This window comes from Shouchella tritolerans (genome assembly GCF_025770735.1).
Classification (GTDB): Bacteria; Bacillota; Bacilli; order Bacillales; family Bacillaceae_D; genus Shouchella; species Shouchella tritolerans.
The window spans coordinates 291,984-318,186 of record NZ_JAODPB010000005.1; the positions used below are offsets into that span (position 1 = coordinate 291,984).

The following is a 26,203-nucleotide window of genomic DNA, read 5'->3' on the forward strand; positions in this document are numbered from 1 at the left end:
CGAGGTGAGCAGACCTATGCTTTTGACAAAGGAAATGCTAGCGCATTTAGTCATGAACTTTTTTATTGCCTTCGGCGTGATGATTGGCGGAGCGCTAATCGGCGGCATTGGCGCTTTTTTAATCGGCAAACCGGTGTTAATTGAAATTTACAGCCTTTCCAACAGTTTAAAAATATGGGCAATTGTCGCAGCAATTGGCGGCTCTTTTGAGGCCATCACCAAGATTGAAACGGGCTTGTTCAGCGGCGTCCATGAAGACATTTACCGAACGCTAGCGATGCTGCTTGTTGCTTTTTGCGGCGCCCAATCGGGAACGATTCTTCTTCGGTGGATTGTTGGAGACCCTGTCTAATGTTTATTCCAAATTACAGAAAACACCGAGGCTGGCTTCGCTTTTTTTCAGGTATTCTTATTGGCACATTGATTGGTTGGGGCTTTTTTCTCGCTGAGTACGGTGAACGGTATGATCACTTGTATAATGAGATGGGCAAACAGAGCATTATTATCAATGAATTACGGGCAAAAAATGACCAGCTCATTAACGACATCACTTTGCATAACGAGGAAAACTTAAAGAACCTTATTGTCCAAAGCGTGACTGTCAATTTGACGAATAGCGACAAGTACCACCTTAGCCAATTGAATGTGTATGAATTAAAACAGCAAATTTTAAAGGAACTGCGCCATTTGCAAGGAACCAACATCGAAACAATCGCAAGCATTAAAGAAGTGATCCTAAGCGCAGTCGAAAATAAAACATACACGCTGAACAACAACGAATACCGAGTGAAAACGATTAGTTTCTTTGCCATGACGGAAATGGAACTCAATGTTGAAATTATTGAAGAAAAAAGCATCCGATAAACCGCCTATACGGCAAAAACAGGCGCGTGCCTGTTTTTTGCCCCTTGACTCTCTCACGAGCAAGCTTCAACAAGTTCAGCTGTAATTTCCTCTGTTTCTTCCCACGAGTAGGCAGTCGCTCCTGCTGCAACTGGATGGCCTCCGCCAGCATGCCGTTTAGCGATCTCGTTTATCGCTACTGATTTTGACCGCAGGCGGCAGCGGATCTTTGTCTCTGATTCTTCAACAAAGAATGCCCAAGCTTCTAGTCCTTCCACATCAGCAAAACAATTGACAAGCAAGGAAGACTCATTAGCTGTAACGCCAAATCCGTTTAATTGTTCCGCCGTTAGCTTGATCACGCCAACCTTTTCTTTGATTACCTCAAAATTTTGCAGTACATATCCTTCAAGACGAACCAAGTTCAATGAACGCTTGTACAAGTTCCGATAAAATTCGTTGCTGTCAAACCCTGTTTCAAGTAGCGTTGCTGTTCTCCGGAGCGTATCGGCGGTCGTGTTGCGAAAGCGGAAGCGGCCTGTGTCGCCGACGATGCCGCCATAGAGCAAGAAAGCAGCCTCTTCTGTAAGCTTGAATGCCCGCGCTACTTCTGTAAAGGCAATGACCAACTCGCTTGTGGAACTGACCGTCGTGTCAACATAAACGAGATCGCCATATGGCTCTTCATTTGGATGATGGTCAAACTTGATAACGACTTCCCCTAATTTATAGCGTTGGTCGCTAATGCGCTCTGTATTGGCGGTATCACAGACAATGACAAGTGCTCCTTTGTATACATCATCTTCAATCGTATCCATTTTCCCGAAAAAAGCCAGCGATGGTTCCTCTTCACCGACAGCATAGACCTTTTTCTCAGGAAACGCCTGTTTTATTAAGGCCTTTAGCCCAAGCTGTGAGCCGAGGGCATCAGGATCAGGCCGCACATGACGGTGTAAAACAATCGTCTCGTATTTTTGAATGTGTTCACTGATGATCGAAAACATGGTTCCTCCTTATTTGTGCGGCTGGTCAAACCTTCCCTTTCGCGATACAATAAAAGAAATCGCTTTACTTATTCATGTAAGTCGTACAGGAGGTTTATATGGGCCGTATTTTGATCATTATTGCGATTGCCGCATTTATGTTTTATGTTATCACCCGTGTCCGTGCCTTTCGTTTGCAAGATTCCCTTGAAAAAAGGATTCTCGAATCACGGGCCCGCTTGGCTCTAGGCGCCACGATGTCTGCCCTTGGCATTAACTTAGCCTTTTTTTCTTTTTACACCGCGGTCCAACTCATTGTCGGAGCCGTCTTTCTCATATTCGGCCTTGCTAACGCCATTTACGGGTTTCGCGCTCATAAACACTATGCAGCACAACTCGATTAGGCAACATCACTCAGACTGATAGAAACGCTTGTGTCTGAAGCTTGCCATACTGGCAAGCTTCGCTATTCAATCAACTGGGCAGTAAGCATAGCTTTGCCAACAAGTTCGCCTTCGTGGTAAAGGGCGACATCAAACTTGCCATGCTTTCGGCCAATTTCCAATATAGATGGCATGATGGAAATTTGGCTATCGATTTGCACAGGCTTCAAAAAATACAACGTGACGTTTTCTAGCACTAAATCCCCACGCTTGTGCTTCCGCATCGTTCGCCTTGCCGCCTCAACCATCAACGTCATGACAACACCGTAAGACACGGTTCCAACATGGTCGGTCATTTGCGGGGTAATGTCACAAGTGAAAAGCAACTCATTTCCACTTCGTTTTTCTTCCATCCGGCTCGTCACAATTTCTTCGATCGTCTCTCCCACATGAGGTTGCCTTTGTGTTGTTTGCAAGGCCTTCAATACATCTTGACGGCTAACGACGCCAATCAATTTTCGCTGTTGGTCGACAACGGGTAGCAACTCAATGCCTTGCCAGACCATCAAATGGGCGACTGCGGCTATGGAAGTACGCTCATTGACCGTAATCGGGTCGCCAGTCATCACTTTTTCAATCAGCCAATGTTTAGGCTTATCAAATACATCTTTTGCGGTAATCATTCCTTGCACCCTCATTGCCTCATCGACAACTGGGTAGCGGCTATGCCCTGTCCGCTCGTTTAACTCCTGCCATTTTCCAATCGTATTCGTCACTGTCAAATAGTACGTATCCTGCAAGGGGATTAAAATGTCATCTACTAAGACGATTTCTTTTTTAATCAATTGGTCGTAGATGGCACGGTTAATCATCGCTGCAACTGTAAAGGTGTCATAGGATGTAGAAATGATAGGGAGGTTAAGTTCGTCTGCCAGACGAACGGCATCGGCGCTCGTGCTAAACCCGCCAGTTATGAGGACTGCAGCCCCTGTTTCTAAGGCAATCTTATGCACTTGGTAGCGGTTGCCGACAATGAGCAAGTTCCCCGCTGTCACATAGCGCATCATCGCCTCCGTTTTCATTGCGCCAATCACAAAACGGTTCAGTGTTTTATGAAGGCCTGTCCGACCGCCAAGTACTTGTCCATCAACGATATTAACGACCTCTGCGAAAGTGAGCTTCTCAATATTTTCTTTTTTCTTTTTCTCGATCCGGATTGTGCCAACCCGTTCAATCGTCGAAACAAGCCCTTGCGTTTCCGCTTCCTTAATGGCGCGATATGCGGTTCCTTCACTAACATTTAAAGCTTTGGCAATGGACCGAACCGATATTTTTTCCCCTATTTGCAATTGTGTTATGTATTCAAGTATTTGTTCATGCTTTGTCGTCACCTTGGCACCACGCTTTCACCGTATCAATCTCTGTCTAGTATACGACTTGACGCAGCGCCATAGCAACTTCTTAACCAAATTCTCGCCGCTTTTCCGGTTCGGCGTTCTCCTGTTGCCTGTCTTTCTCCGCTTTTTGCCGGTATCCACCTAGCAAAGCTACCCCATTTCCAGCAATGACCAGCGCGGCGAACGCAAGCCAAGAATAGGCAAAAATTTGCCCGATTCCCTCTTCATGTATGGGCAAATAGTCAAATGCATAGACGACTAAAACGGTTGCTGCAAGCAAACAAATGAACAAACGCTGCTTCATAGGCTCCCCCCTTCTCCCTATGCCTATGCATGTTCGCTCTTAAAAAGAACAAACGCCCACATCGGTGATGTGGGCGTCAGACTGTCAATTATAAAAAATCATGCTCTTACAGTTCTATCGTTTCGCCAACTTCCAAGACACGCCCTTTGCCGTTTTGAAGGCTGCTAACAAAAGCATGAGGATCCTGTTTAATCGGCGGAAAGGTGTTGTAATGGATTGGAACGGTTAAGCTGGCGCCAATCCATTCCGTTGCTGTTTTTGCATCTTCTGGCCCCATTGTAAAGTTGTCGCCAATTGGAATGAAGGCCAAGTCGATAGGATGGCGCTCGCCAATGAGCTTCATGTCGCTGAACAAAGCTGTGTCGCCGGCATGGTAGATGGTCTTGTCTTCAGCAGTGAAGAGAATGCCACCTGGCATGCCTGTATAGACAATTTTTTGGCTGTCTTCCTCTGTGAACGAAGAGCCATGGAAGGCTTGTGTAAACTTGACGCGACCAAAGTCAAACTGGTAGGCTCCGCCAATGGACATCGGATGAACATTTTCAACTCCCTGAAAGCCCATGTATGTTGCCAATTCTGCTACAGCGACCACCAGTGCCCCTGTACGCTTGGCAATCGCGACAGTATCGCCGACATGATCATTATGGCCATGCGTTAACAAAATGACATCGGCTTTCACGTGGTCTGCATTTAAATCAGTCAATTCATTTCCCGTAATAAACGGATCGATTAAGATCGTTTTCCCGCCCGTTTCAATCTGGACAACGGAATGGCCATGGTAACTTACTTTCACTCGCAAGCGCTCCTTTCGAATGTTTGTCTCTTTTTGGTTTATAGCCGAATTTCTTTCGACTAAAACTATTTTACCGTATACTTGAAGAAAGGAGGAGGATTCATTTGAAATTGGAACGGCTGCAAACATTGCAAAGGCAACTCGGAGAAAAACAAGCTTGGTTTGCGTTTATAACCAGCAAAGAAAATGTTTTTTATTTAACTGGGTACCGCACGGACCCCCATGAACGCCTCATTGCCTTTTTTGTTTTTCAAAACAGCCATTTTCTTGTTGTTCCTAAAATGGAAGAAAGCATGGTCAGAAAAGCTGGATACGATGGAGACATTCTTTCATACAGTGATAATGAAAATGTTTGGGAAAACGTTTATGCCCGTATCCCCAAGCACGACCATCGTAGCTTGCCACTTATATGTGTTGAAGAACGCCTTGTCTCTTTTGAACGGATTCGCGCTTTGCAAGCCCTTGATAAACAGGTTTCGTTTGCTGACTGTGAAGGACTTTTAATGGAACAGCGCTTACAGAAAACGAATGCAGAGCTGCAAACATTGCGTGATGCCGCTGCCTTTGCTGATAGAGGGGTAGAGCTAGGCGTAGCCTCGTTGAAAACAGGCGTAACCGAAATGGAAGTCGTCGCAGCGATTGAATATGGCTTGAAAAAACAAGGCATCATGGAAATGTCATTCCAGACAACCGTCCTCTTTGGCGACCATGCGAGCGCACCACATGGAAAGCCTGGCAACCGCAAATTGCAAGAAGGCGAGTTTGTCCTTTTTGATCTTGGCGTCGTTTTAAATGGCTACTGCTCTGACATTACAAGAACAGTTGCCTACGGAAACGTTTCTGAACAGGAAGCTGCTATTTACCGTACCGTCCTTAAAGCGCAAGAAGCTGCGCTCGCTGCTGCGAAGCCAGGGGCGATCATTGGTACTGTTGACCAAGCCGCGCGCAATGTGATCACAGAAGCTGGCTATGGCGCGTTTTTTCCACACCGCCTTGGGCACGGGTTAGGCATTGATGTACATGAGTCTCCCTCCATGCACCAAGACAACCATGACCGTTTAAAAGAACGGATGACCTTTACAGTGGAACCTGGTATCTACATACCAGATCGTTGCGGTGTACGAATTGAAGACGATGTTGTCATTACAGCCGCTGGGTGCGACGTAATGACAAGCTACCCGAAAACGCTGGACCCTGTGCCTGTTCGCTTGTAACTGTTCTGTCCAAGAACGCAAAGTGGCCTAGCGAGGAGAAGGCCACTTTGCTTTACCATTTTTTATTTGCTTACTTTGTCCACAACCATGTAAAACGCTCGCTGTCCCTATTCATCCAACGAATTTCTAAGCGTTCCATCGTGGGGAATTTAGCAGAAAGCCGATCAGCGTATTCCGCTTCTGTCGTTTCCTCATTGATTTGGAGCAAATCGACAATTTCTTCTACATGGGTCTGGGCTTCCTCCCCTTTTATCACGTAATTGCCTTTTTCATACTCATAATGGTTTGGGTTATCGTATTCCCATTGATGTTCGACTCCTTCTGCAATGACCGTCACCCGGAGTGAAAAAGATTCCATAAGCTCCGTCCCCGATACAGCAGACACAGGCAATGGGCAAATCGCCACCAAAACTAGAGCAAACAACATCGTATACATAAGTGTGTGTTTCATTTGGACGAGCCCACCTTTTTATTACTAAGGTAGGCAAAAACATGTGTGATTATGCATTTACCGATAACGGTGAATGACGTCGACTCCACCAGTTACTTCAACCACCGTTCCTGTTACCATATCAGCATCATCTTCACATAAAAACAACACCGTTCTGGCAATATCTTCCCCTGTCCCAGAGCGTCCAATCGGCGTATCACTGTCGTTTCGCTCCCGTGCCTCTTGAATCGTCGATTCTTTCATTTCACCCATAATGTTGCCAGGGCACACCATATTGGCAGTAATGCCATGCCCTGCCTCTTCGATGGAAATCGTTTTCATAAGCGAAACAAGTCCGACTTTAGCGGCCGCATAAGCGGATCGGTAAATCCATCCAGGCGCACTATTGGCGCCTTGAAAACCGTAAAAAACAATGCGTCCAAAAGATTGTTTCCGCATGACGGGGATGACTTGCTGGAGCAAGTAAAACGCTGAATTCAAGTTGCCATCGATCATATATGCCCATTCGGCTTCGCTATAATCCATCAGCTTCTTTTTTTCAAACACGTAAGGACCGGCATTATGGATACACAAATCGATTCTGCCAGCGAAAGAAAGGGCTTGTGCTGCCGCCGTTTGCAAGTCCTCTTTCTTCGTTACATCCGCTTGGACAAGCTGCAATTTTTTATGGGCCCACTTTTGTCGGAGTGTTTCAGCCTTTTCATTGTCACTAAAATAAGTAACCGTTGCACTGTATCCCGCTTCCAGCAATCCTTCCACTACTTGTAAGCCCAACCCTTTCGTCCCGGCCGTAATCAATGCATGCCTCATTGCTGTTCACCTCTTGACTAGACGCTTTTATCCCAAAGATACATGAGTCCTATTGGAAACGCAAAACAAAACCCAGGCTGATTATTTAGCGCTGGGTTTTGTTTTGCGTTCTTGTCATCCTATCGAGATAAGGACGTCATTTGCTGCGACGCTTTTCGTCCTCTGCTGTCCCTTGGTAATAGGAATCCATAATTTGTTCATTGACAAGCTGCTCGCCTGACTGAATGTGTTCACCATTGGTTTCTTGCTTTTTTTCCACTGTCCCACTCCTCCTTTTTATTGCTCCTTAGTTTGCCTCTTGTATTTACTTTCTAACCCCTATTTACAAAAATAAAAACGAAAAAGAGGAAGCACAAATGCTCCCTCTTACATCTTTTACTCGGCTACGGGGCTTACTTAGATGACTTTAGCCTGCAAATACTAGCCTTTTATAGACTGAGACAAAAGATCGTTTGCTTTTCCAAGCGCGAGCTTAACTTGTTCAAAACCGGTGCCCCCTGCACTGTTCCGGCGGCCAACAACCGTTTCAGGCTGGAGAACTTCATAGATATCATCGGCAAACAAGCTGCTCGCCTCTTTGTAAACCTCGATAGGCAAATCGAGCAAATAAACACCCTTTTCAATTGCTGTGAGCACGAGTTTGCCCACTACTTCATGGGCGTCTCTAAAAGGCATTCCTTTTGTGGCCAAATAGTCTGCCAACTCAGTCGCATTCGAAAAGTCACTTGTGACGGCTTTTGCCATCGCATTCGTGTTTACAGTCATTGTTTCAATCATTCCTGCAAAAATCCGCAAGCTGCCTTTGACTGTTTTTACAGTGTCAAACATGCCTTCTTTGTCTTCTTGCATATCTTTGTTATAAGCTAGCGGCAAACCTTTCAACGTTGTCAGCAAGCTGAACAGACTGCCGTACACGCGTCCGGTTTTGCCACGGATCAGTTCAGCCATATCTGGGTTTTTCTTTTGTGGCATAATGCTTGATCCAGTCGCAAAGGCATCGTCCATTTCAATAAATTGAAATTCCTGTGCAGACCACAGAATCAATTCTTCACATAACCGTGACAAATGCATCATTAGCGTTGCCGAAGCAGCAAGAAATTCAACAATAAAATCGCGGTCGCTGACGGCATCAAGGCTATTTTCGTAAATGCCCTCAAAATGAAGGAGTTCCGCAGTGTAAGCACGGTCGATCGGAAATGTCGTCCCCGCCAAAGCGCCAGCCCCTAATGGAGAAATGTTCACCCGTTTTAAACTGTCTTGCAATCGGCCGTAATCACGTTCCAGCATCCAAAAGTAGGCTAGCAAATGGTGTGCAAACGAAACCGGCTGTGCCCGCTGTAAATGGGTATAGCCAGGAATCAGCGTTTCGACATGCCCTTCCGCCTGCTTGACCAGTGCTGCCTGCAATGTGCGGATTGCTTCCATGATTTCTTCGGTTTGCGTCCGCAAATAGAGGTGCATATCGGTCGCAACTTGGTCGTTCCGACTTCTTCCTGTATGCAGTTTACCGCCAACAGGGCCAATCTCATCAATGAGCAGCTTTTCTAAGTTTAAATGGATATCCTCTTGAGCAGCAGAAAAGACAAGCTCCCCTGCTGCTGCTTTTTTTTGCAGCGTCTTTAGCCCATTTTTGATCTGGGCCGCTTCTTCCTCAGAAAGAATGTGCTGTTTGGCTAGCATAGTGACATGGGCAATGCTTCCTGTAATGTCTTCGTCAACAAGCTGTTGGTCAAAACCGATCGATGCGCCAAATTCATCGACCCATTGTTCTGCTGTTTTTGTAAACCTTCCACCCCACAGCTTGCTCACAGCGTGACCTCCTTTTTCTCCTTTGTCACCATGCTGTGCACTTTTGTAGGCAATCCCCACAGGGAAATAAACCCGACTGCTGCTGAATGGTCAAATTCATCATCTGGCGTGTACGTAGCCAGTTTTTCATTGTACAAAGAGTAAGCAGATTTGCGCCCTTCGATGATCGCATGGCCTTTAAAGAGTTTGACGCGGACAACCCCGGTTACATGCGTTTGAGATTCTTTTAAGAAAGCAAGAAGTGCTGGTTGCAAACTTGAAAACCAAAGCCCCTCATAAATGAGTTCAGTCAGTTTCTTTTCGATAACCGGTTTAAAATGGGCCAATTCTTTCGGTAGCGTCAAATCTTCCAACTCTTTGTGGGCTTTGATCAGCGTCATCGCTCCTGGGCATTCATAGACCTCACGAGATTTGATGCCAACAAGGCGGTTTTCAACATGGTCAATCCGCCCAACGCCATGTTTGCCAGCGATCTCATTTAGCGTCAAAATCAACTGATCAAGAGGGTAAGCCTTCCCATCAATCGCAACTGGCACCCCTTGTTCAAAGGTCAATTCAATAATGTCTGGTGTATCAGGCGTTTTTTCAAGCGGCGCTGTCAGCGCATACGCCCCTTCCGGCGGAGTGGCCCAAGGATCTTCAAGAATGCCACACTCATTGCTCCGTCCCCACAAGTTCTGATCAACCGAATACGGGTTGTCAAGATCAATCGGAATCGGGATATTGTGGGCTTTTGCATACTCGATTTCTTCGTCACGTGACCATGCCCATTCCCGTACAGGGGCCAATACTTTCAAGTTTGGGTTTAGCGCTTGAATGGAGACTTCAAAACGCACTTGATCGTTGCCTTTTCCTGTGCAGCCATGGGCTACCGCTGTTGCCCCCGTCTGTTCAGCAATCTCTACGAGCTTTTTGGAAATGAGCGGTCGTGATAACGCCGAAACAAGGGGGTATTTTTGCTCATAAAGGGCATGTGCTTGCAACGCTGGCAACACAAATGATTCAGCATACTCTTTTTTCGCGTCAATTGTGTAAGATTGAATCGCACCAACTTGAAGGGCTTTTTGTTTTATAAACTCCAAATCTTTTCCTTCGCCAACATCGAGGCCGACAGCGATGACATCATACCCTTTATCGGTAAGCCATTTGACGGCAACAGACGTATCCAATCCCCCAGAGTAAGCCAACACTACTTTTTCGTTTGCCATGTGAATCCCTCCGCTATGAATAATCATTCTCTTTTTGTTATTTTTATACATAAATGTTCAAAAAACAGTCGGGAACCTCTTCCCGATTTGCAAGAAAATCAGCCTCTATTAATGAATATACATAACTTTAACAGGCTTCCTTTCTTTTGACAAGGGGTTTCGCCAAATATTCTATATTAAATAACCAGGCCTGATTGAGTCATTGCCTGGTTTTTGTATAGTATATGCGCTCCCTTGAATTTAGCCACCGTTTTTGGTAAAAAGCACGTGCAGCAGCGAGCGCTGCCTGTGTTTGCTTATAAAAACTATAAGCGCCGACCGCAGATGTCGCCAAGCATTTGCCAGCAACCTGTTTATTGCTTACTGAACGAATCAGCCCCCATTTCATCGATCGCAAAGCCAAAGACACGAGCAATTCATCATTAAATAAACCTTCCCTTGATTGGTAAAATGGCTGGCCTTTTTCATGTTCGACAAGCTCTTTTTGCAGGAGTTCCCATTCAGCGAGGCGCGCATAGCGCGGCAAAAAGGACAAGTGGAGTAGACGAATCGCATACAGTGCCTCAAGTGCTGTGTCTCCTTTATAGCCATAGGCGTGGCCGATTAGAGCAATCGCGCGTCCACACACATACAGCTGCGCTGGCAAAGTAAATGCCATTCTTTTGCCTTTCACTAAATAGGCTCCTTTGCCTGCAGACAGAAGCCGTATTTTGGCTTCCTCGCGGTTTAGCTTTTGTTCATGGATGATGATTTCTTGTTCACTTGCATCAACAGGAAGTGGCGTGAACGCTTCCTTTGCACGTTGTTTAAACCATTCATCTTTTGTGATAAATGGATGCAATTGGAGAACAAACGGTTCTATCTGAGCTAATGTGCGCATGCCTGCCTTTTGCAAAGGGACAGGCGTTGTGATTGGGCTTTGCGCTTGTTCGTATAACTGTTTTTCATACTTGCGTACTCGGTCGGTCATAAAGGCAATCCCCGTCTTCACTCAGCTTCCTCCTCCTGATTAAAAGCCTTTCCGACAGCCATCTTTCGTTTAAACAAATCGAGATAGGCAAAGTCTTGTTCTCCGCCTTCCGCTTGCTGCAATGCCCGTAATTCTGTATTCATCCGCTTGATATAGTAATAAAAAAGCGCCTCCTTTGTTTTTGCTTGGACGGTGCTTGACAACCCTGACTCCGTTTCGCCATATTGGGCCAATATCGCGTGTTTAACCGCCAGTAATTTCCGGTCGTTTACGTCCAACCCCTGTTCATTAGCCGCTTGGCTGATCATTTCTGAACTTAAAGCCAAATGGCCGATTAACTCGCCAGAGTGGGTGTATTCAGGTGCAAACGGATCTTCCAATGCTTTTACTTTGCCAATGTCGCCAAGCAAACAAGTGGCAAGGGCCACGTCTTTGTCCAAGTCCGCGTACAAAGGCAGAAGTTGCAAACAAGCAGCGGCCAACTCCACCGTCTGCTCAAGCAAGCCCGCATAATAAGCATGATGTAATTTTTTAGCAGCAGGGATTGTTGTAAAGCGCTCGCGAATGGATCGATCGCCATAAAGCCTTTTTATGACAAGTTGAAGGACAGGGGACTGGATTTCTTCCATGATCATGCGCAGCTCGTGCCACAAATCCTCCCTGGAAATCCCTTTTTTCGACACCAATTCGGTGCGGTTGATCCCGTCTTCTTCAGTAGCTAAGCGAATCTTTTGGATCGTTACTTGTTGTTTAGATCGAAAGGTTTCCAGTTTCCCTTCGATTTTTACAATTGCTTTTGGTACAAATTTATCTTGTTGGTCATCTGTTATATCCCATAGCCTCGCAGACAGAATCGTATGTTGTTTAAGCAATGTGAAATTGGCGTAGAGCGAGCCGTTAGCTGCCTGCTTAATTTCACGGTCCCGAATCAAATAAAAGCCATTGACTGTCATTGCAAGACACCTCCGCTTCTATCTTATCTACTTCTTTCCGGAAAGGCAAAGCTTCTTCTATGTTAAGCATGATAAAAAAATAGCCCGCCCCCTTCGGTTAAACCAAGGGGGCAAGGCAAGCTGTATCTATGATGTTAACCGAACCGTGTCACGCGCAATCATGACTTCTTCATTGGTTGGGATGACAATGATTTTGACTGGAGAGCCCGCTTTTTCAATAAACGCTTCTTTGCCGCGGACATTATTTTTTTCCAAATCGACATTAACACCCATAAAGCTGAGCCCTTTTAGAACACGTTCCCGGATAGTGACGCTGTTTTCGCCAATACCAGCAGTAAAGACAATCGCATCGAGTCCGCCCATCCGTGCCGCATATGAACCGACATACTTATGAATGCGAGACGCAAACACATCAAGAGCCACTTGTGCTCGTTCGTCTCCGTCTTTTGCAGCTGCTTCAATATCACGCAAATCACTTGAAAAGCCCGTTATACCTAACAAGCCACTTCTTTTATTAAGCGTAGCCACGACCTCTTCGACAGATTGACCAGTCTTTTCCATAATGTAAGGAATGAGTGCAGGATCAATGTTTCCTGAACGTGTTCCCATTGTCACACCTGCCAATGGCGTGAAGCCCATCGATGTATCAATCGACTTGCCGCCTTTAACCGCAGCAATGCTTGCACCGTTACCTAAATGACAAGAAAGAATACGCAATTCTTCGATTGGCGTCTCCATTAATTCGGCTGCACGATGTGTTACATATTTATGGGAAGTGCCGTGGAATCCGTATTTACGAATGCCGTATTTCTCATAGTATTCATATGGCAAACTATATAAAAATGCGCTCTCTGGCATCGTTTGGTGGAAAGCCGTATCGAACACTGCTACAGCAGGTACATTTGGAAGGACTTCTTTAAAGGCTTTAATACCTGTAATGTTGGCTGGGTTATGGAGGGGAGCCAATTCTGATACTTCCTCAATGCCTTGAAGGACTTCATCTGTAATAACAACAGAATCATTAAATTTTTCGCCGCCATGAACAACACGGTGACCGATGCCTTCAATTTCTTCTAAGGACGCAATAATGCCGCGGCCAGTCAGGTCCTTGAGCAAAAGCTTTACTGCCGCTGCATGGTCAGGAATATCTTCAGTCAATTCATGCTGTTGGCCGTTTGCTTCGATTGTAAAAATACCGTTTTTTAAGCCAATCCGCTCAACCAGCCCTTTCGCAATGACTGTCTCTTCAGGCATTGCCAACAGTTGAAATTTGAGAGATGAACTTCCTGCATTAATTGCAATAATTTTAGCCATGGTTCTTTCGACTCCTTTTTTCTGTCTAACACGCATCGTTCCTATACCATTTAAGCATTCACCAGCCTTGATTTCAAGCACGGTTCGACAAAAAAGCGCATACATTTGAATTAATTAAAAAGAGCGGCAATTTCAATAAAAAAAAGAGCGCTGCTCATTTAGCGCCCTAACTGTTCAGAGAACCATTTATTGATTTGTTTCATCATATCGTGCATCGCTTCAGCGTTTGAAAAAGACGGCAGCTCAGCGAGCAATGCTTGTTGAGGCGTTTTGACATTGTCCGCCTTTTTTTGTAACAACAAAATACTTTTGCCGTGTTGATTGCTTGAAAACATCGAACTTGGAAGCTGGAGAAGCCCTAACACAATCGCTTCCTTTTTCAAGTAAGCATTCAATCCTTCTGCTTGATCGCTTGAGAACAAAAAATTAGGAATGAGCAAGACTGCACACCCGCCAGGATGGAGGGAGCGAATGGCTTGTTCGATCATTAAATGATGGATATAACTATGCCCTTCTTCTGCTTTCAACTCAAACCCTTTTGCGACATCATCTTTTGGATAATAACCGACAGGCAAATCGCTCGCCACGATGTCTGCGTGAGGCAATGTAACTTGCACGCTGTCTTGGTGGTATAAAGCGACTTCACGTTGTTGCAAATTGGCACTTGCGAATGCGACTTTCAGCAATGTTTCATCCGCTTCAAATCCAATTGCCTCCGGCTCATTTTTTACATGGTTGCAAACCGAAAACAACAAATTTCCTGAACCGACAGCGATGTCAAGCAGCTTAAAGCGCTCTTTTTTAGGGTCTATTAATTTTTGGACAAGATAGCCGATAAACAAACTTACCGCGTCAGGCGTCAACATATGGTTTGCCTGCACGGTCCCTTTCATTCCTTTTATGATAGCAAGCTGAAATGCTTTGCGCATATCTTCCCGTTCCCATTTTTCGTTTTTCACTTCGTTTAGCTTTTTTTCGAGCTTTGCCTCGGTTTCGTCACTAACTTCTTGCAAAATCTGTTGTTCAAATAAATTGTCGCCTGCTGCAGCCAAAGCATCTAAATACGTTCCCTCGATCTGGTTAAGTAAAATGTCAGCGCTTTGATCCAAATAATCAAACAGACGTACCACTTGAGTCGATTCCATTTTCACACCTTCTTTTTTCCGTCCAACATGTCTGTCCTGTATTGTACAAAAGCACAAAGAAAAAGTCCACTGTCACAGCAGTGGACGCAGACTGATTATTTCGTTTCGCTCATTAGGCCTTTTTAGCGGCTTCCAACGCAGCTTCATAATTTGGGTGCTCAGTAACCTCGTTCACGTACTCTACATAAACAATCTCGTCATTCGCATCAACGACAAAAACAGAGCGGGCCAACAAGCGTAATTCTTTAATCACTACACCGTATGCTTCGCCAAAGGACAAGTCGCGGTGGTCGGAAAGCGTTTGGACATTATCAATGCCAGCAGAAGCGCACCAACGTTTTTGGGCAAACGGCAAATCGACACTAATCGTAAGAACCGCCGTATTATCCAATTTTGCTGCCTCTTCATTAAAACGCCTCGTCTGCTGGTCGCATACACCTGTGTCAAGGGATGGCACAACGCTGATCAAGCGGACTTTCCCTTTTGAATCTGCGAGCGTTACTTCAGATAAATCGTTGGCCAGAACCGTAAAATTCGGCGCTTTTTCCCCTACTTGAACTTGTGTTCCAGCTAATGTGACTGGTTTTTGTTTGAATGTAATTTGCATGCTTTCCTTCCCCCCATCGAATTGGTTCTTTATAAATTGTACAGGCTATTCCACTGTTAGGCAACTGCGATGTTTAATCGTGGCGCATGGATTGGAACAAAAAGGGATGCCTTTCCCATTGACTGTCTCTGCCATTCGCTCTACACTATAAACGTATATAATTATTTCGTGTGTCAAACAATTAAAGGATGTGACTCCATGGCTAAGCAGCGGCTTTGGTCGCCTACGTTTTTGCATTTATGCTTTAGCGCATTTACTTTATTTTCGATTTTTAACTTATTCATTCCTACATTGCCGTTATTTGCGATGGATGTGCTTCACGCGTCAGAACAACAAGTCGGCATTATCGTTGGAGTGTTCATCGCTGCCTCGGTCATTGCCCGCCTTTTTGCTGGGCTGTTGCTTGATCGTTTCGGAGAGAAGAACATGTTGCTCGTTTCCTTTCTCGTCGTGGTGATCACCGCCATTTTGCACATTTGGTCATTTTCATTCGGATGGCTTCTTTTTTTGCGTTTTTTACAAGGTTTGGGCTTTGGAGTAGCGACAACAGCAGCAGGTGCGCTAGCGATCATGATTGCTCCTAAAACGCGGCAAGGAGAAGCAGTCGGGTACTATAGCATGTTTATGAGCCTGGCTATGGTCATCGGCCCTGTCGTTGGACTGCAAGTAGTCCAACACTTCTCCTACACAGCGCTTTTTGTAACGACCGTGTTTTTATCCGTTACAGGGCTATTGCTTGCAATGTTTATCGTGTATAAGCCAGTAAAAAAAGCGCCTGAACCCCTTTCTGTAGATCGGTTTATTGCCCTTAAAGCGGTGCCTGTCAGCTTTTGCTCATCACTGGCGTCCTTTGCTTATGGCGGTATATTAAGTTTTATTACGTTGTACGCTGTCAGCCTCGGCATGGAATCAGCGGCAAGTGCTTTTTTTCTTGTTTATGCCCTTGTCCTCCTAGGTTCCCGTATGATTACGGGCAGGATTTTTGACCGCTTTGGTGAAAATGTGGTTGTTTATCCAACACTTATTTTGTTTGCAATTGGCCTTTTTACCCTTTCGCAAGCAGGCAGCTTATCGATTTTTTTATTTGCCGCTGTCCTAATGGGCGCCGGTTTCGGCTCTGTGCTGCCAAGCTTCCAAACGCTTGCCGTTCAATCTGTTCCCCCAAAACAAGCAGTGCAAGCGACAAGCACGTTTTATATCTTTTATGACCTCGGCATCGGCCTCGGCTCTTACGTGCTTGGCCTCATCGTCGCAGGCTCTACTTATTCGTTTATGTATATCACCTCTGCCTTGATTGTCATCCTAGCCATCGTGGCATATCGCGTGTTGCATCATCGCAAATTAAAACATTTAGGTGTAAAATGCATGGCCGATGCTGAGTTGGAAGCGTCGTAATGAAATGCCAAAAAAATCCAGTTGAGAAAAGAATCTCAACTGGATTAGGCTTGTTGGACCAATTATGCAAGGGGATCGTCATAATGATAGCTAGTTTTGTCACCATGCTGGTTCTGCTTTAGCATGTGTTGAACTTTTTCAAACGCTTGCGGCGCCAAATCGAGCAGTCGTTCATAAAGGTGAGTCGAACTATCTAAATGGACCATATTGACACCTTTGCTATTTACGACTAAAAACGCAATTGGCGTAATCGACACACCACCGCCGCTTCCACCGCCAAACGGATGGCCAATTTCATCGTGTGCTTGCTCGATGTGAAATTCGCTTCCCCCTGCAGCAAACCCAAAACCTACCTTTGAAATCGGCATAATGACACTGCCATCGGGTGTTTCGACAGGGTCACCGACAATGGTATTGACGTCAGCCATAGCCTTGATGTTTTCCATCGCTGTCTTCATCAAGCCCTGAATTGGATGTTCTGACATGACTTCACTCCTTTCACTCAATCACCAGCTACAGCACCTTGTACAGGCGGCATCTTTTGTGAAGAGTTCTTCTTGTAATTGAAAACAAGCGCAAGACCTGTACGTATAGCGTGTCCCACGCGAAAGGAGACTATGCATGAAAACGAAAGGGCGAACGTTTCAGATTGGAAATGAGGAACAACGTCCAATTGTTGCGCTGCACGCCACTTCACTTTGTGGGAAGCCCATCCGCAAAAAAACGACTTTAGCCCCCATACAATACCCGCCACTTTGGCAGCGCTGGCGGCTTCTCCTGTGCCAATTTCGGTGGACCATTTGAACTCTTCAACAGTCAAGCCTTTAAAAAAACGAGCGGCGATCCGCTTATAGCTGGGAAAGTGTGCAATCCACTCTTTGCTTTTCTTAATAAAGCGCTTGATTGTTTCGCTCGACCATTTCTTTTTTTGTTTGTTTTCTTTTACAGGGCTTTTATTTTTTTCCCTGATCGACACCGTGCCTTCGTTTTCGTTCCATTCAATTAAAGGCGCTTCCAATTTATAAAGAGTAAATCCTAACATGCGGACATCCAATTGCAGCAAATCTTCCTTTTGCCGATGTTTGTAAGTACACCTGATGCGGATTGTTGCCATCAACAGGCATATGCCTAGTAGCAGCAGACCAGCTGTGGACGCTATTAACCACCATACCCAGCTTTGCACGCCTTTGCCCTCCTTTCCCTTTACTATACGCAATTGCCGAAAAAATAAACAAAGTGTCGTTATCTAATGGAAAAAGCCTGTCGTCAATTTTTGACGACAGGCTCCGTTTTCACCATTTTTCTTGCTAATCACAATGGATGACATATGTCTCGGCAAACAAATCATGGATGCCTTGTTTTTTAGGCGTGCATGCAACAACAATATAAGCAAGCAACGGGAAACGAAGTGGTAAGGGTGCTTGCTGGATAAAGCGGCCTACGCCTTCTCGAAAGAACAATGTTCGCCATGTAAGCGGCGAGCCGTCTGCAGCAACCACTTTTAAACCAAACACCATTTTTCCAAGCGTTTGCGAAAAAGCTTTCGTCATTCCTGCAAAATAAGCGAAAAACAACAGTGCGTAAAGAATGGCTGGCGTAAAAACCGTTGTAACCGCAAAACCAAAGAAATGGTCGCTTGTTTGAAAAAACGGCAGCCACGATTGAACTAGCGCAGCGTTTATAGCTGAAACGATCAATAAATCAAATAAAAACGCCCATAATCGCATCCAAAACCCAGCATAGCGAATCGCGTTTGCCCCTTTTTCTTGATTGGCCGCCTCGATTGTTGAAGAGGCAATCACCGGTGGCTGTCTTCGTAAATAGCGTTTGAATCCGGCAGAGGGTAATCGCCTTTCCATTTGTTCAGCTCCCTTATTCATAGTCATACAAATACATCGCTCTAGGTTGGTTGTAATCTGTCAGTTCCATAAGACCTTGTTTTTGCTCCGCTTTGCCAAATATTTTTTCAGCAGCAAGGCCAAACATACTTGTTAATCCTTGTTTCGGTTCAATTGCAATGACTTGATAGTTACTGCCCAAATCACGCTGCATTGCGGCAATAACATCATTGATCGACCCAAGTTCATCGATTAAGCCTGCTTCGAGCGCTTGCTTGCCTGTATAAATTCTGCCGTCCCCTAATTCACGAACACGCTCTTCATCCATTCCCCGCCCATTGGCAATGACTTTGACAAATTCATCGTAGTATTCATCGACAATCGATTGCAAAATCTCATCTTCTTCTTCAGTAGGCGGCCGAGTGCCACTCATTATGTCTTTGTATGGACCGCTTTTGTAAACCGTTTCCTCGACCCCGATTTTATCAAGCAATTCGCTGATGTTTAATGAACTCATAATGACGCCAATGGACCCCGTTAAGGTTTGCGGATAAGCAAAAATTTGCTCAGCAGGAGCGGCCAAGTAATACCCACCGGAAGCCGCCATCGAACCCATTGAAATGTAAACGGGCTTTCCATAATTTTCTTGTGCTTCAATCACTGCATCATGAATTTCCGCACTTTCCAATACGCCGCCACCAGGGGAGTCAACCGCAATAATAATGCCTTCCACATTTGGGGAACTCATCGTTTGGTAAAATAAATCCATAAAATTTGAATGATTGTAACCTTCAGCAGAAAACAGGGAATCGCCTGTTGTATTGATGATTGCCCCGTTTACTTCTAAAAGAGCAATTGAACCAGAAGAGTCTCCTTCCTGTACCACTACGCTTTCGTCATAAGCTCCTGCTAGCCAATTGGCTTGGGAATATGTATTCATCGCTAATGATAGCGATGTAATGACTGAAAACAGCAAAATAAAAGCCCCAATTCCTAATGCAATCCACCTTCTTGCTTTCATCCTCTCGCTCCTTTACGATTTTTCTTTATCAGCCAACTGCTGATCGTAAAACTAAATGCTCTAGGACATACCCGCTTTCCCCCACAAATGTTGGCAGCTCACCCTTGCCCATTTTTATACATCTTTATGTACCGTTGTTTCTCCGTTTGCCAAGCAGCCTAGAGTCATTTAATTGCTTCCACTTCAATCGTATACAAAATGCCGTTGCCACAAAAGCCCCTTTCTGCCTCTTTCTAGTATATCATCTTCCCATATCGTTGAAAAACACAGAAACGGAGCAGGGATGTCCCTGCTCCTAGCCATTTTGTATGAACTTATCTTTGAAATCCGCCTAATTGTTGTTCAGCTTGAGCAACCAAACGTTTCGTGATTTCGCCACCTACAGAACCGTTTGCACGAGAAGTCGTGTCAGCCCCAAGGTTTACGCCAAATTCAGAAGCGATTTCGTATTTCATTTGATCAAGTGCTTGTTGTACGCCAGGTACTACCAAGTTATTTGAGTTTGAGTTAGCCATATGTCTCACCTCCTCCGGTACTTCTAGATTGCTCGAAAGAGGGAAGAACATACATGCTTGATAACTGGTAAATATATGAACCTCCCCTACCTACACACTTCGCATAGAAGGGGTTTTTACATTTAAAATAACTGATCCAATGTGGGCGATGTTTGCGTTCCTGTTATTTCAAGGGATTCAATTCCCGCAATCGCTTCTTTGCATTTTTCCTCCACTTGCACGTATTGTTCAAAATGAGCAGAACGATCGCGTTTTGGCTTCGTTTTAGAATCGGTCGGCAAAAAGATCGTACAGCAGTCTTCGTAAGGGAGAATCGATGTTTCATATGTGCCAATCCGTTTTGCATAAGCGATTGTCGTCTCTTTATCCATTGCTAAAAGTGGCCGCAATACAGGTAAATTGGTCATTTCATTGATCGTATTCATGCTGGCAAGTGTTTGCGAGGCGACTTGGCCTAAACTTTCACCATTTGAAATCGCTAAGATGCCTCGTTCTCTGGCAAGCCTATCGGCAATTCGCAACATCATCCGTCTCATGATCGTCATTTCATAACTTGACGGCACTTCTTTATGGATATGCGTTTGAATATCAGTGAAAGGTACAAAATGAATGGTGATCGTACGACCAAATTTCGCCAACTCCCTTGTCAAATCAATCACTTTTTGTTTGGCCCGTTCATTTGTATAGGGAGGACTGTGAAAATGAAGCATTTCTACTTCTGCTCCTCTGCCCATTAGCATATGGGCGGCAACCGGAGAATCGATTCCACCTGATAGCAAATGAAGAACTTTTCCACTGCTTCCTACCGGCAGCCCTTTTGCTCCTGCATACACACCAGCCGTTATATACGTTCCTGACTCACGCACATCGACTACAAGGTTGACATCAGGATGATGAACATCAACAGCTAACTCGCCAGTGAATGCCTTTAGCACGTACGAGCCTATTTTGTGGTTAAGGGACTGGGAATCAATTGGAAAAAGTTTGTATGCCCGCCTAGCAGAGACTTTAAACGTTTTGGCATCTGGATGTTGAGTAAGCATAAAGAGTGCCCCTTTTTGCATGGCTTCCAACTCATTATCCACTCTTAAGGCAAGGCTGTATGATTGAATGCCGAATACATTGGCTAGTGCAGCAGCAACTGGCTCATGGTCGGTGTCGTTTAGTTCTACGACAATACGCCCAAACGTCCGCTTCGCCTGTACCTTCGAAAAAGGTTTTAACACATGGCGAATATTGGCGAGCAGCAGTTTTTCAAAATGGCCTCTGTTTTTTCCTTTTAAGGCCAACTCGCCATAACGAACAAGAATATGGTCCATTTTCATTTCCCTACAACCTCCTGAAGCTCTGGAATGATCTGTTTTAAGGCTTCGCCACACGCTTCCACTTCTTCAATTGTTGTCGAAAACGAGAAGCTAATGCGAATGGCGCTCTCAGCCACTGTTCTCGGCTTCATTGCACCTAAAAGGATACGGCTTGGCTTGCCCGTTTTCGTCGAGCAGGCTGACTGTGTCGAAACGTAAATTTGACGTTGACCGAGTGCCTGCACAAGCACTTCTGCCTTAATGCCTGGAATGGATACATTAAGTATATGAGGTGCATAGCCCGATGTAGGCGTGTTAACGACTAGCCCCTCTATTTGTTCCAGCTTGGCGCGCAACATTTCATTTAATGCAAGCAGCCGTTGTTGCTGTTCCTGTTCCTGGCTTTCCATTAACACAAGCGCCTTGGCAAACGCAGCGATACCTGCTGTATTTTCTGTGCCAGGACGCAAGCGTTGTTCTTGTCCGCCTCCGTAAAGTAGGCTTTCCAGAGTAGCAGGGTTGTTGACAAATAATAGACCTGTCCCTTTCAAGCCATGGATTTTATGGGCGGACAAAGACAGCATATCAATGTTTGCATCTTTGAGTGAAAACGGCACTTTTGCCAAACTTTGCACGGCATCGACATGAAATTTGATTTGTGGGTAGCGTTGAAGCAAAGCGCCAATTTCAGCGATCGGTTGTATAGTCCCTAGTTCGCCTTGAACATGGCCAAGCGTAACCAAAACGGTATTTGGACGAATGGCAGATTTAATCGCTTTGCTAGTAACACGTCCATTCTCATCCGCTTGCACATACGTCACTTCAAACCCTTGCGCTTCGAGAGCGCGAGCATTCTCATAAATAGATGCATGTTCAACAGTGGTTGTAATTAGGTGGCCGTTCGCATGCTTTTTCGCTGTTCCTTGAATAGCCACCGCATTTGCTTCTGTCCCCCCTGAGGTAAAAATCAGCTGATTCGGCATGCAGTTAAGATAAGCAGCAAAACGTTTGCGGGCATGATCAAGTACTTGCTCTGCTTCCATGCCAAGTGTATGCAACGACGAAGCATTGCCAAAATAATCTCCAGCCATCTTCGTATATAAAGCAAGCACGTCGGGATGGGGCCGAGTGGTTGCGCTATTGTCCAAATAAATCATCAGGTGTAACTCCTTTCCTCTCTTCCAGGCTTTTAACTTAGCAAGCCTCGTTCGCTATTGCAAGCATATCTTTCAAGAATCTGCATCGCAACTCACATGCCAAAAACGCAGTTTCACAAATGAAACTGCGTTCAAACTGTAGACAAACGTTCGCATACATCGTCGTTTGTTGGGGTCATAGTCGTTTTGTGCGTACAGAAACCATGCTCATAAACCCGATGTTCGATTCGCATCTTCCCTCATCTGGCAAACGATAAAAACAAGGGTGTTCCGCCATTTAAAACGAGTGCCTTCATTCCCCGTCCGTCTTGCAAGGAAAAGGCACTATGCACTTATATGCCTTTCCACTTTTTCCAACAAGTTTGGTTCATATGGCTCAACAGCATGTTGGACACGCTCAAGCGCTTCCTCGTAGTGAAAGCTGCGAAACGCATCTTCTGCTTGGTCAAGTGCTTGCCGTACCTCTTCACCGCGGTTTCGATAACGATTGCTAAACTGGATAGCCAGCTCGGCGAGCCTAGCTTTTTCAACCATTTCTTCTATTGCGTCTGAACCTTTTTCAACTTGCTCAATCGCCTCATGCACCAATTGCTCAACTCGTTCCATTTCAAGGGGGATTTCATTTAGCGCATCGGAAGCTTGCTTTACTTTCGTTTCCGCAAAGTCAAGTGCTTCTAGCTGTTTTACTGGCACCCCTGGCAAGTTGCTTTTTTTCAACGTTCGTTTCGTTTCGTACATAACACTACGAAGTCGAGAAACGGTCTCTTGCGCTTTTAACTCGTCTTTTCGGAGACGACGGAGCCGTTCAATGCTTTTATCAACATTGGCTTTAAACGTGTCCATCTCTTCTGACCACTTATCAGCCATTTCGTAAATGGAAGAGTACGTTTGTTTTTGGTTTTCCGTTACATCGACAATCACATGCAAGTGGTTCCGCAAGTTGGCGAGGTCTTTTTGCAACGCATTTTGCAAATGCGTTTCTTCTTCAGCGATTAAATAGCTTTTTTGCACATGAGTCGTTTCACGCAACAACGTTTGCAATTGTTCTGTTGCTGCCTGCACTTGTTCCTTTAGTGTTGGAATTTTCTCCATTAGCTTATTTTTGAAAGCCACTTCTGCCTCAAGCGTTTCGTACATTTGCTCCTTCTCGTCGTTGATCGTTTGCAACAAGTCGCTTGCTTCTTTGACGTGAAGGTTGAGAAGCTGTTCGTACGCCTTTTCAATGTCTTTTTTAAATTGTGTGAGGCGCACATCAAAGGCAAATGTTTTTAAATGGAAGCCGCTTTCCTCCATTTGGGCGATGCCCATCTCCAAGTTGCGTACATCAGCTGGAACTGTTGATTTCACTTGGATGAGCAACTGTGGAATTTCATCCATTTTTTCCCTTAAGTCGTGCAAACGATCCTTCATTGTTAAAAGCTGCTTTCGCGCCTGTAGATAGCTTCCATTTTCAGTCGCTTCATCGTAGGACGCAAGCGTCTGCTTTATATCGGCCATTGCTTCATCAAGGACTCTAACGGCCTCGCCAAAGGATCCCCTTTTTGTTAACAGCTCATTTGACAGCTCTTGATATTTGCTACGGACTTCGCTAATTTCTTGGCGGTTTTTCGCTTCAGCGGAAACCAAGTGATCGATTTCTTCCACCATCGTATCCAACTGCTGTTCGACTGTCGCAATTCGATTTTCTACCCAGCCAACCGCATCTTTTGCTTTTTTAAATCGGTATTTTGCGGCCCATTCTTCGATTTCAATTAATTGGTTCTCAATGCTAGGCAAAATCGATTCGACAATCTCATCCCAGTCTTTGCGCCACATTTCAAATTTCTGTTCCGTTTCTCCTGACATGCGGAGCTTCTTTACTTTGGCAATTTCATCTGGAATGTCACGATTCAATAAGTTGATTTTCCGGGCATCGAGCTCGTCCACTGCTTTATGTATATGCCGTCTGAGAAAAATCCCAGCTGCCGTCCCTCCTGTAAAAAGGACGAGCAATATGATGATGACTGTTACAAAAATATCCACATGGAACTCCCCTCTACTGCGCTTTTCTTTTGCCTCTTTTTTAATCGGTTTATCCAAGCTAATCGTAAACGTTGTCGTTGTGTTATAAAAACATTGCTTTATCCCTATTCTGATACGTAATATAATACCATGAATGCGACAATTTGTGTGCAGATTCCCGACACTGCCGTTCGACAAATATCTTCAAACGCGATCTTATTTATAAAGGAGCTGTTTCCATGATTATCCGCGACGGGCATATCCACACGCCCTTTTGTCCCCATGGCTCAGCGGATACGCTGGCATCTTACTGTGAACAAGCGATTTCGATTGGGCTAAAGACGATTACATTTGCAGAACACGCCCCACTTCCCGTTGGTTTTAGCGACCCTACACCGAACCAAGACAGCGCCATGGCAGCTTCTGACCTAAATGCCTATTTGCAGGCAACGGAAGCAATAAAAAAAGAGTACGCCCACGCATTGGACGTCCTCATTGGTTTAGAGGTTGATTATATATCCGGCTACGAAACAGAAACAAAAGCGCTGTTAAACGAGGTTGGACCTTTCCTTGACGACAGCATTCTATCTGTCCACTTTTTGAAAGTGGGCAACCGTTACCGTTGCATCGATTACAGCCCAGAAGAATTTGCGGCAATCGCAGCGGATCTTGGCAGCACCAATGCCCTGTATGCCCGTTATTACGACACGGTTTTAGCCTCTATTAATGCCGACCTCGGCCCCTATAAACCAAAGCGGATCGGCCACGTGACGCTGTGCAAAAAATTCCAAAAGCTCTATCAGGCCGAGCAATCGTTTGGGCAAGAAATTGGCGCCATCCTTGCCGCCATCCTTGAAAACAGGCTTCAGCTTGATTATAACTATGCGGGTCTAACCAAACCTTATTGCGGCGAGTCCTATCCACCAAAAGAAATTGCGCTGCAAGCAAAAACGATGGGCATCCCCCTTGTTTATGGTTCAGACGCCCATTCTGCAGCAGGTCTCCGCCTGTTCTAAGCCTTTACGATGTCAGGCGAACCACCATTGTTTTCCTCTGCTCCAATGAGCCAAGCAGAGAGCGAATCCACTCATCAGCATGCCGTCCATACCGCTCGATAAACTGCTCATCCGCCGGAGTAAGCAAAAAGAGTTCCCGCAAGTATTGTGGGGAAGAAAAAGGCAATGTCATCATATTGCGGAGCTGGACAACGATTAAATCGGCAGCTAACGGCTCCCCTTGCCTGCGTAAGCACCGGGCGACTGCTTGTTCCAGCAAATGTTGCTCTTTCCGCAAATAAGTGCTCATCACTTCCCGTACAAGGGTCGAGTCTAGCGTCATTTCTCGGTGTGCCATGCGCGCTAGCCAATGACACGATTGTTGGTAAAGGAGCACTTTTTTAAACAGCCCTACTAAAGAATCGATGGGATCGCCGTTTGGTTCCCGTGCGGCTGTTTCCATCGTTTTTACATACCCTTCAAAAAAATCGATTAATAACGATTCAAACAAAGCCTGCTTTCCGCCAAAATAATACGAGATCAGCGCGGGATTCACACCAGCTTTTCTGGCAATGTCGCGAACGGATGTACCGTGGAAGCCTTTTGCGTAGAACAAGGAAATAGCCGCATCTTTAATCGTCGTTTTCGTCTGTTCGCTCATTCGTATCCCTCCAAGTTGGTTGTGAACTACCCACCACTTATCACCCTTGCAGGTCGCTTGAAGTGGGGGCTTCTTGGGTAATCGCCCCTTTTGGTAGCTGACGAAATGGACCAAGCTAACCCTCTTGTTCCA

Annotated in this window: 29 protein-coding genes; 6 read left to right on the plus strand and 23 right to left on the minus strand. The window is 45.3% G+C overall.

The window, feature by feature from the left end; genetic code table 11:
• Positions 1-16 precede the first annotated feature (16 nt).
• Complete coding sequence (locus N6H06_RS17595; RefSeq protein WP_011247568.1) at positions 17-352, plus strand: YtrH family sporulation protein; 336 nt, start codon at positions 17-19, stop codon at positions 350-352.
• On the plus strand, positions 352-864 hold the full coding sequence (ytrI, locus tag N6H06_RS17600) for a sporulation membrane protein YtrI (protein WP_062749745.1): 513 nt from the start codon (positions 352-354) through the stop codon (positions 862-864). Before N6H06_RS17595 ends, ytrI begins: the two co-directional genes overlap by 1 nt.
• Before the next feature lie 53 nt (positions 865-917).
• Here the strand turns inward: ytrI and N6H06_RS17605 are convergent, their stop codons facing one another.
• Complete coding sequence (locus tag N6H06_RS17605) at positions 918-1,847, minus strand: DHH family phosphoesterase (RefSeq protein WP_062749746.1); 930 nt, start codon at positions 1,845-1,847, stop codon at positions 918-920.
• Between the two features lie 98 nt (positions 1,848-1,945).
• Here N6H06_RS17605 and N6H06_RS17610 point away from each other — a divergent pair, with 98 nt between their 5' ends.
• On the plus strand, positions 1,946-2,230 hold the full coding sequence (locus tag N6H06_RS17610) for a YtpI family protein (RefSeq protein ID WP_062749747.1): 285 nt from the start codon (positions 1,946-1,948) through the stop codon (positions 2,228-2,230).
• A gap of 62 nt (positions 2,231-2,292) precedes the next feature.
• Here the strand turns inward: N6H06_RS17610 and N6H06_RS17615 are convergent, their stop codons facing one another.
• From N6H06_RS17615 to N6H06_RS17625, 3 genes are all read right to left on the minus strand, one after another.
• Positions 2,293-3,600 (minus strand): DRTGG domain-containing protein, encoded by a 1,308-nt coding sequence (locus tag N6H06_RS17615; RefSeq protein ID WP_062749748.1) that lies wholly within the window; start codon positions 3,598-3,600, stop codon positions 2,293-2,295.
• A gap of 70 nt (positions 3,601-3,670) precedes the next feature.
• The gene (locus N6H06_RS17620) at positions 3,671-3,910 is read right to left on the minus strand and encodes a hypothetical protein (protein ID WP_062749749.1); all 240 of its coding nucleotides are present in this window, start codon (positions 3,908-3,910) and stop codon (positions 3,671-3,673) included.
• A 106-nt stretch (positions 3,911-4,016) separates the two neighbouring features.
• Positions 4,017-4,703 carry a metal-dependent hydrolase gene (locus tag N6H06_RS17625; protein ID WP_212954047.1) on the minus strand — a complete coding sequence of 229 codons (687 nt, stop codon included), beginning with the start codon at positions 4,701-4,703 and terminating at the stop codon, positions 4,017-4,019.
• A 104-nt stretch (positions 4,704-4,807) separates the two neighbouring features.
• On the opposite strand from N6H06_RS17625, the gene N6H06_RS17630 reads away from it, so the two are divergent.
• Positions 4,808-5,917 carry a M24 family metallopeptidase gene (locus N6H06_RS17630; RefSeq protein ID WP_404830359.1) on the plus strand — a complete coding sequence of 370 codons (1,110 nt, stop codon included), beginning with the start codon at positions 4,808-4,810 and terminating at the stop codon, positions 5,915-5,917.
• Positions 5,918-5,987: 70 nt separating this feature from the next.
• Here N6H06_RS17630 and N6H06_RS17635 read toward each other — a convergent pair whose 3' ends face one another.
• The 10 genes from N6H06_RS17635 to tpx all read right to left on the minus strand — a co-directional run bounded on the left by N6H06_RS17635 (position 5,988) and on the right by tpx (position 15,184).
• Positions 5,988-6,368 carry a hypothetical protein gene (locus tag N6H06_RS17635; protein ID WP_263707601.1) on the minus strand — a complete coding sequence of 127 codons (381 nt, stop codon included), beginning with the start codon at positions 6,366-6,368 and terminating at the stop codon, positions 5,988-5,990.
• A gap of 57 nt (positions 6,369-6,425) precedes the next feature.
• Positions 6,426-7,178, minus strand: a complete 753-nt coding sequence (locus N6H06_RS17640) for an SDR family oxidoreductase (RefSeq protein ID WP_062749752.1) — start codon at positions 7,176-7,178, stop codon at positions 6,426-6,428.
• 136 nt (positions 7,179-7,314) lie between these two features.
• Positions 7,315-7,437 (minus strand): hypothetical protein, encoded by a 123-nt coding sequence (locus N6H06_RS17645; protein ID WP_263707602.1) that lies wholly within the window; start codon positions 7,435-7,437, stop codon positions 7,315-7,317.
• 161 nt (positions 7,438-7,598) lie between these two features.
• On the minus strand, positions 7,599-8,987 hold the full coding sequence (gene argH / locus N6H06_RS17650; protein ID WP_263707603.1) for an argininosuccinate lyase: 1,389 nt from the start codon (positions 8,985-8,987) through the stop codon (positions 7,599-7,601).
• Positions 8,984-10,195 (minus strand): argininosuccinate synthase, encoded by a 1,212-nt coding sequence (locus N6H06_RS17655; RefSeq protein ID WP_062749754.1) that lies wholly within the window; start codon positions 10,193-10,195, stop codon positions 8,984-8,986. Before N6H06_RS17655 ends, argH begins: the two co-directional genes overlap by 4 nt.
• Positions 10,196-10,394: 199 nt before the next feature.
• Positions 10,395-11,186, minus strand: coding sequence for an EcsC family protein (locus N6H06_RS17660; protein ID WP_263707604.1), 792 nt, complete (start codon positions 11,184-11,186; stop codon positions 10,395-10,397).
• The gene (locus N6H06_RS17665; protein WP_062749756.1) at positions 11,183-12,118 is read right to left on the minus strand and encodes a 3'-5' exoribonuclease YhaM family protein; all 936 of its coding nucleotides are present in this window, start codon (positions 12,116-12,118) and stop codon (positions 11,183-11,185) included. The genes N6H06_RS17660 and N6H06_RS17665 overlap by 4 nt, the downstream gene beginning before the upstream one ends.
• A 126-nt stretch (positions 12,119-12,244) precedes the next feature.
• On the minus strand, positions 12,245-13,432 hold the full coding sequence (locus N6H06_RS17670; protein WP_062749757.1) for an acetate kinase: 1,188 nt from the start codon (positions 13,430-13,432) through the stop codon (positions 12,245-12,247).
• Between the two features lie 158 nt (positions 13,433-13,590).
• Complete coding sequence (locus N6H06_RS17675; protein ID WP_062749758.1) at positions 13,591-14,577, minus strand: class I SAM-dependent methyltransferase; 987 nt, start codon at positions 14,575-14,577, stop codon at positions 13,591-13,593.
• 112 nt (positions 14,578-14,689) lie between these two features.
• Positions 14,690-15,184, minus strand: coding sequence for a thiol peroxidase (gene tpx / locus N6H06_RS17680; protein WP_062749759.1), 495 nt, complete (start codon positions 15,182-15,184; stop codon positions 14,690-14,692).
• Between the two features lie 198 nt (positions 15,185-15,382).
• Here tpx and N6H06_RS17685 point away from each other — a divergent pair, with 198 nt between their 5' ends.
• Positions 15,383-16,579, plus strand: coding sequence for an MFS transporter (locus N6H06_RS17685; RefSeq protein WP_263707605.1), 1,197 nt, complete (start codon positions 15,383-15,385; stop codon positions 16,577-16,579).
• Between the two features lie 62 nt (positions 16,580-16,641).
• On the opposite strand, the gene ytfJ is transcribed toward N6H06_RS17685, so the two are convergent.
• The 8 genes from ytfJ to ezrA form a co-directional block, all read right to left on the minus strand.
• Positions 16,642-17,064: a GerW family sporulation protein gene (gene ytfJ / locus N6H06_RS17690; RefSeq protein ID WP_062749761.1), complete on the minus strand. Its 423-nt coding sequence runs from the start codon at positions 17,062-17,064 to the stop codon at positions 16,642-16,644.
• 17 nt (positions 17,065-17,081) lie between these two features.
• Positions 17,082-17,762: a DUF2953 domain-containing protein gene (locus N6H06_RS17695; RefSeq protein ID WP_212954050.1), complete on the minus strand. Its 681-nt coding sequence runs from the start codon at positions 17,760-17,762 to the stop codon at positions 17,082-17,084.
• A 124-nt stretch (positions 17,763-17,886) separates the two neighbouring features.
• Positions 17,887-18,438: an RDD family protein gene (locus N6H06_RS17700; protein WP_062749763.1), complete on the minus strand. Its 552-nt coding sequence runs from the start codon at positions 18,436-18,438 to the stop codon at positions 17,887-17,889.
• 13 nt (positions 18,439-18,451) lie between these two features.
• Positions 18,452-19,438 (minus strand): signal peptide peptidase SppA, encoded by a 987-nt coding sequence (gene sppA, locus N6H06_RS17705; protein ID WP_062749764.1) that lies wholly within the window; start codon positions 19,436-19,438, stop codon positions 18,452-18,454.
• A gap of 314 nt (positions 19,439-19,752) precedes the next feature.
• Entirely contained in the window at positions 19,753-19,953 is a 201-nt protein-coding gene (locus N6H06_RS17710) for an alpha/beta-type small acid-soluble spore protein (protein ID WP_011247591.1), read from the minus strand.
• Between the two features lie 122 nt (positions 19,954-20,075).
• Positions 20,076-21,278: a tRNA uracil 4-sulfurtransferase ThiI gene (thiI, locus tag N6H06_RS17715; protein WP_062749765.1), complete on the minus strand. Its 1,203-nt coding sequence runs from the start codon at positions 21,276-21,278 to the stop codon at positions 20,076-20,078.
• Positions 21,275-22,414, minus strand: a complete 1,140-nt coding sequence (locus tag N6H06_RS17720; RefSeq protein WP_263707606.1) for a cysteine desulfurase family protein — start codon at positions 22,412-22,414, stop codon at positions 21,275-21,277. The genes thiI and N6H06_RS17720 overlap by 4 nt, the downstream gene beginning before the upstream one ends.
• A gap of 324 nt (positions 22,415-22,738) precedes the next feature.
• Complete coding sequence (gene ezrA, locus N6H06_RS17725; protein WP_212954053.1) at positions 22,739-24,436, minus strand: septation ring formation regulator EzrA; 1,698 nt, start codon at positions 24,434-24,436, stop codon at positions 22,739-22,741.
• 218 nt (positions 24,437-24,654) lie between these two features.
• Here ezrA and hisJ point away from each other — a divergent pair, with 218 nt between their 5' ends.
• Positions 24,655-25,431, plus strand: coding sequence for a histidinol-phosphatase HisJ (gene hisJ, locus N6H06_RS17730; RefSeq protein WP_263707607.1), 777 nt, complete (start codon positions 24,655-24,657; stop codon positions 25,429-25,431).
• Between the two features lie 4 nt (positions 25,432-25,435).
• On the opposite strand, the gene refZ is transcribed toward hisJ, so the two are convergent.
• Entirely contained in the window at positions 25,436-26,071 is a 636-nt protein-coding gene (refZ, locus tag N6H06_RS17735) for a forespore capture DNA-binding protein RefZ (protein WP_062749768.1), read from the minus strand.
• Between the last annotated feature and the right edge of the window lie 132 nt (positions 26,072-26,203).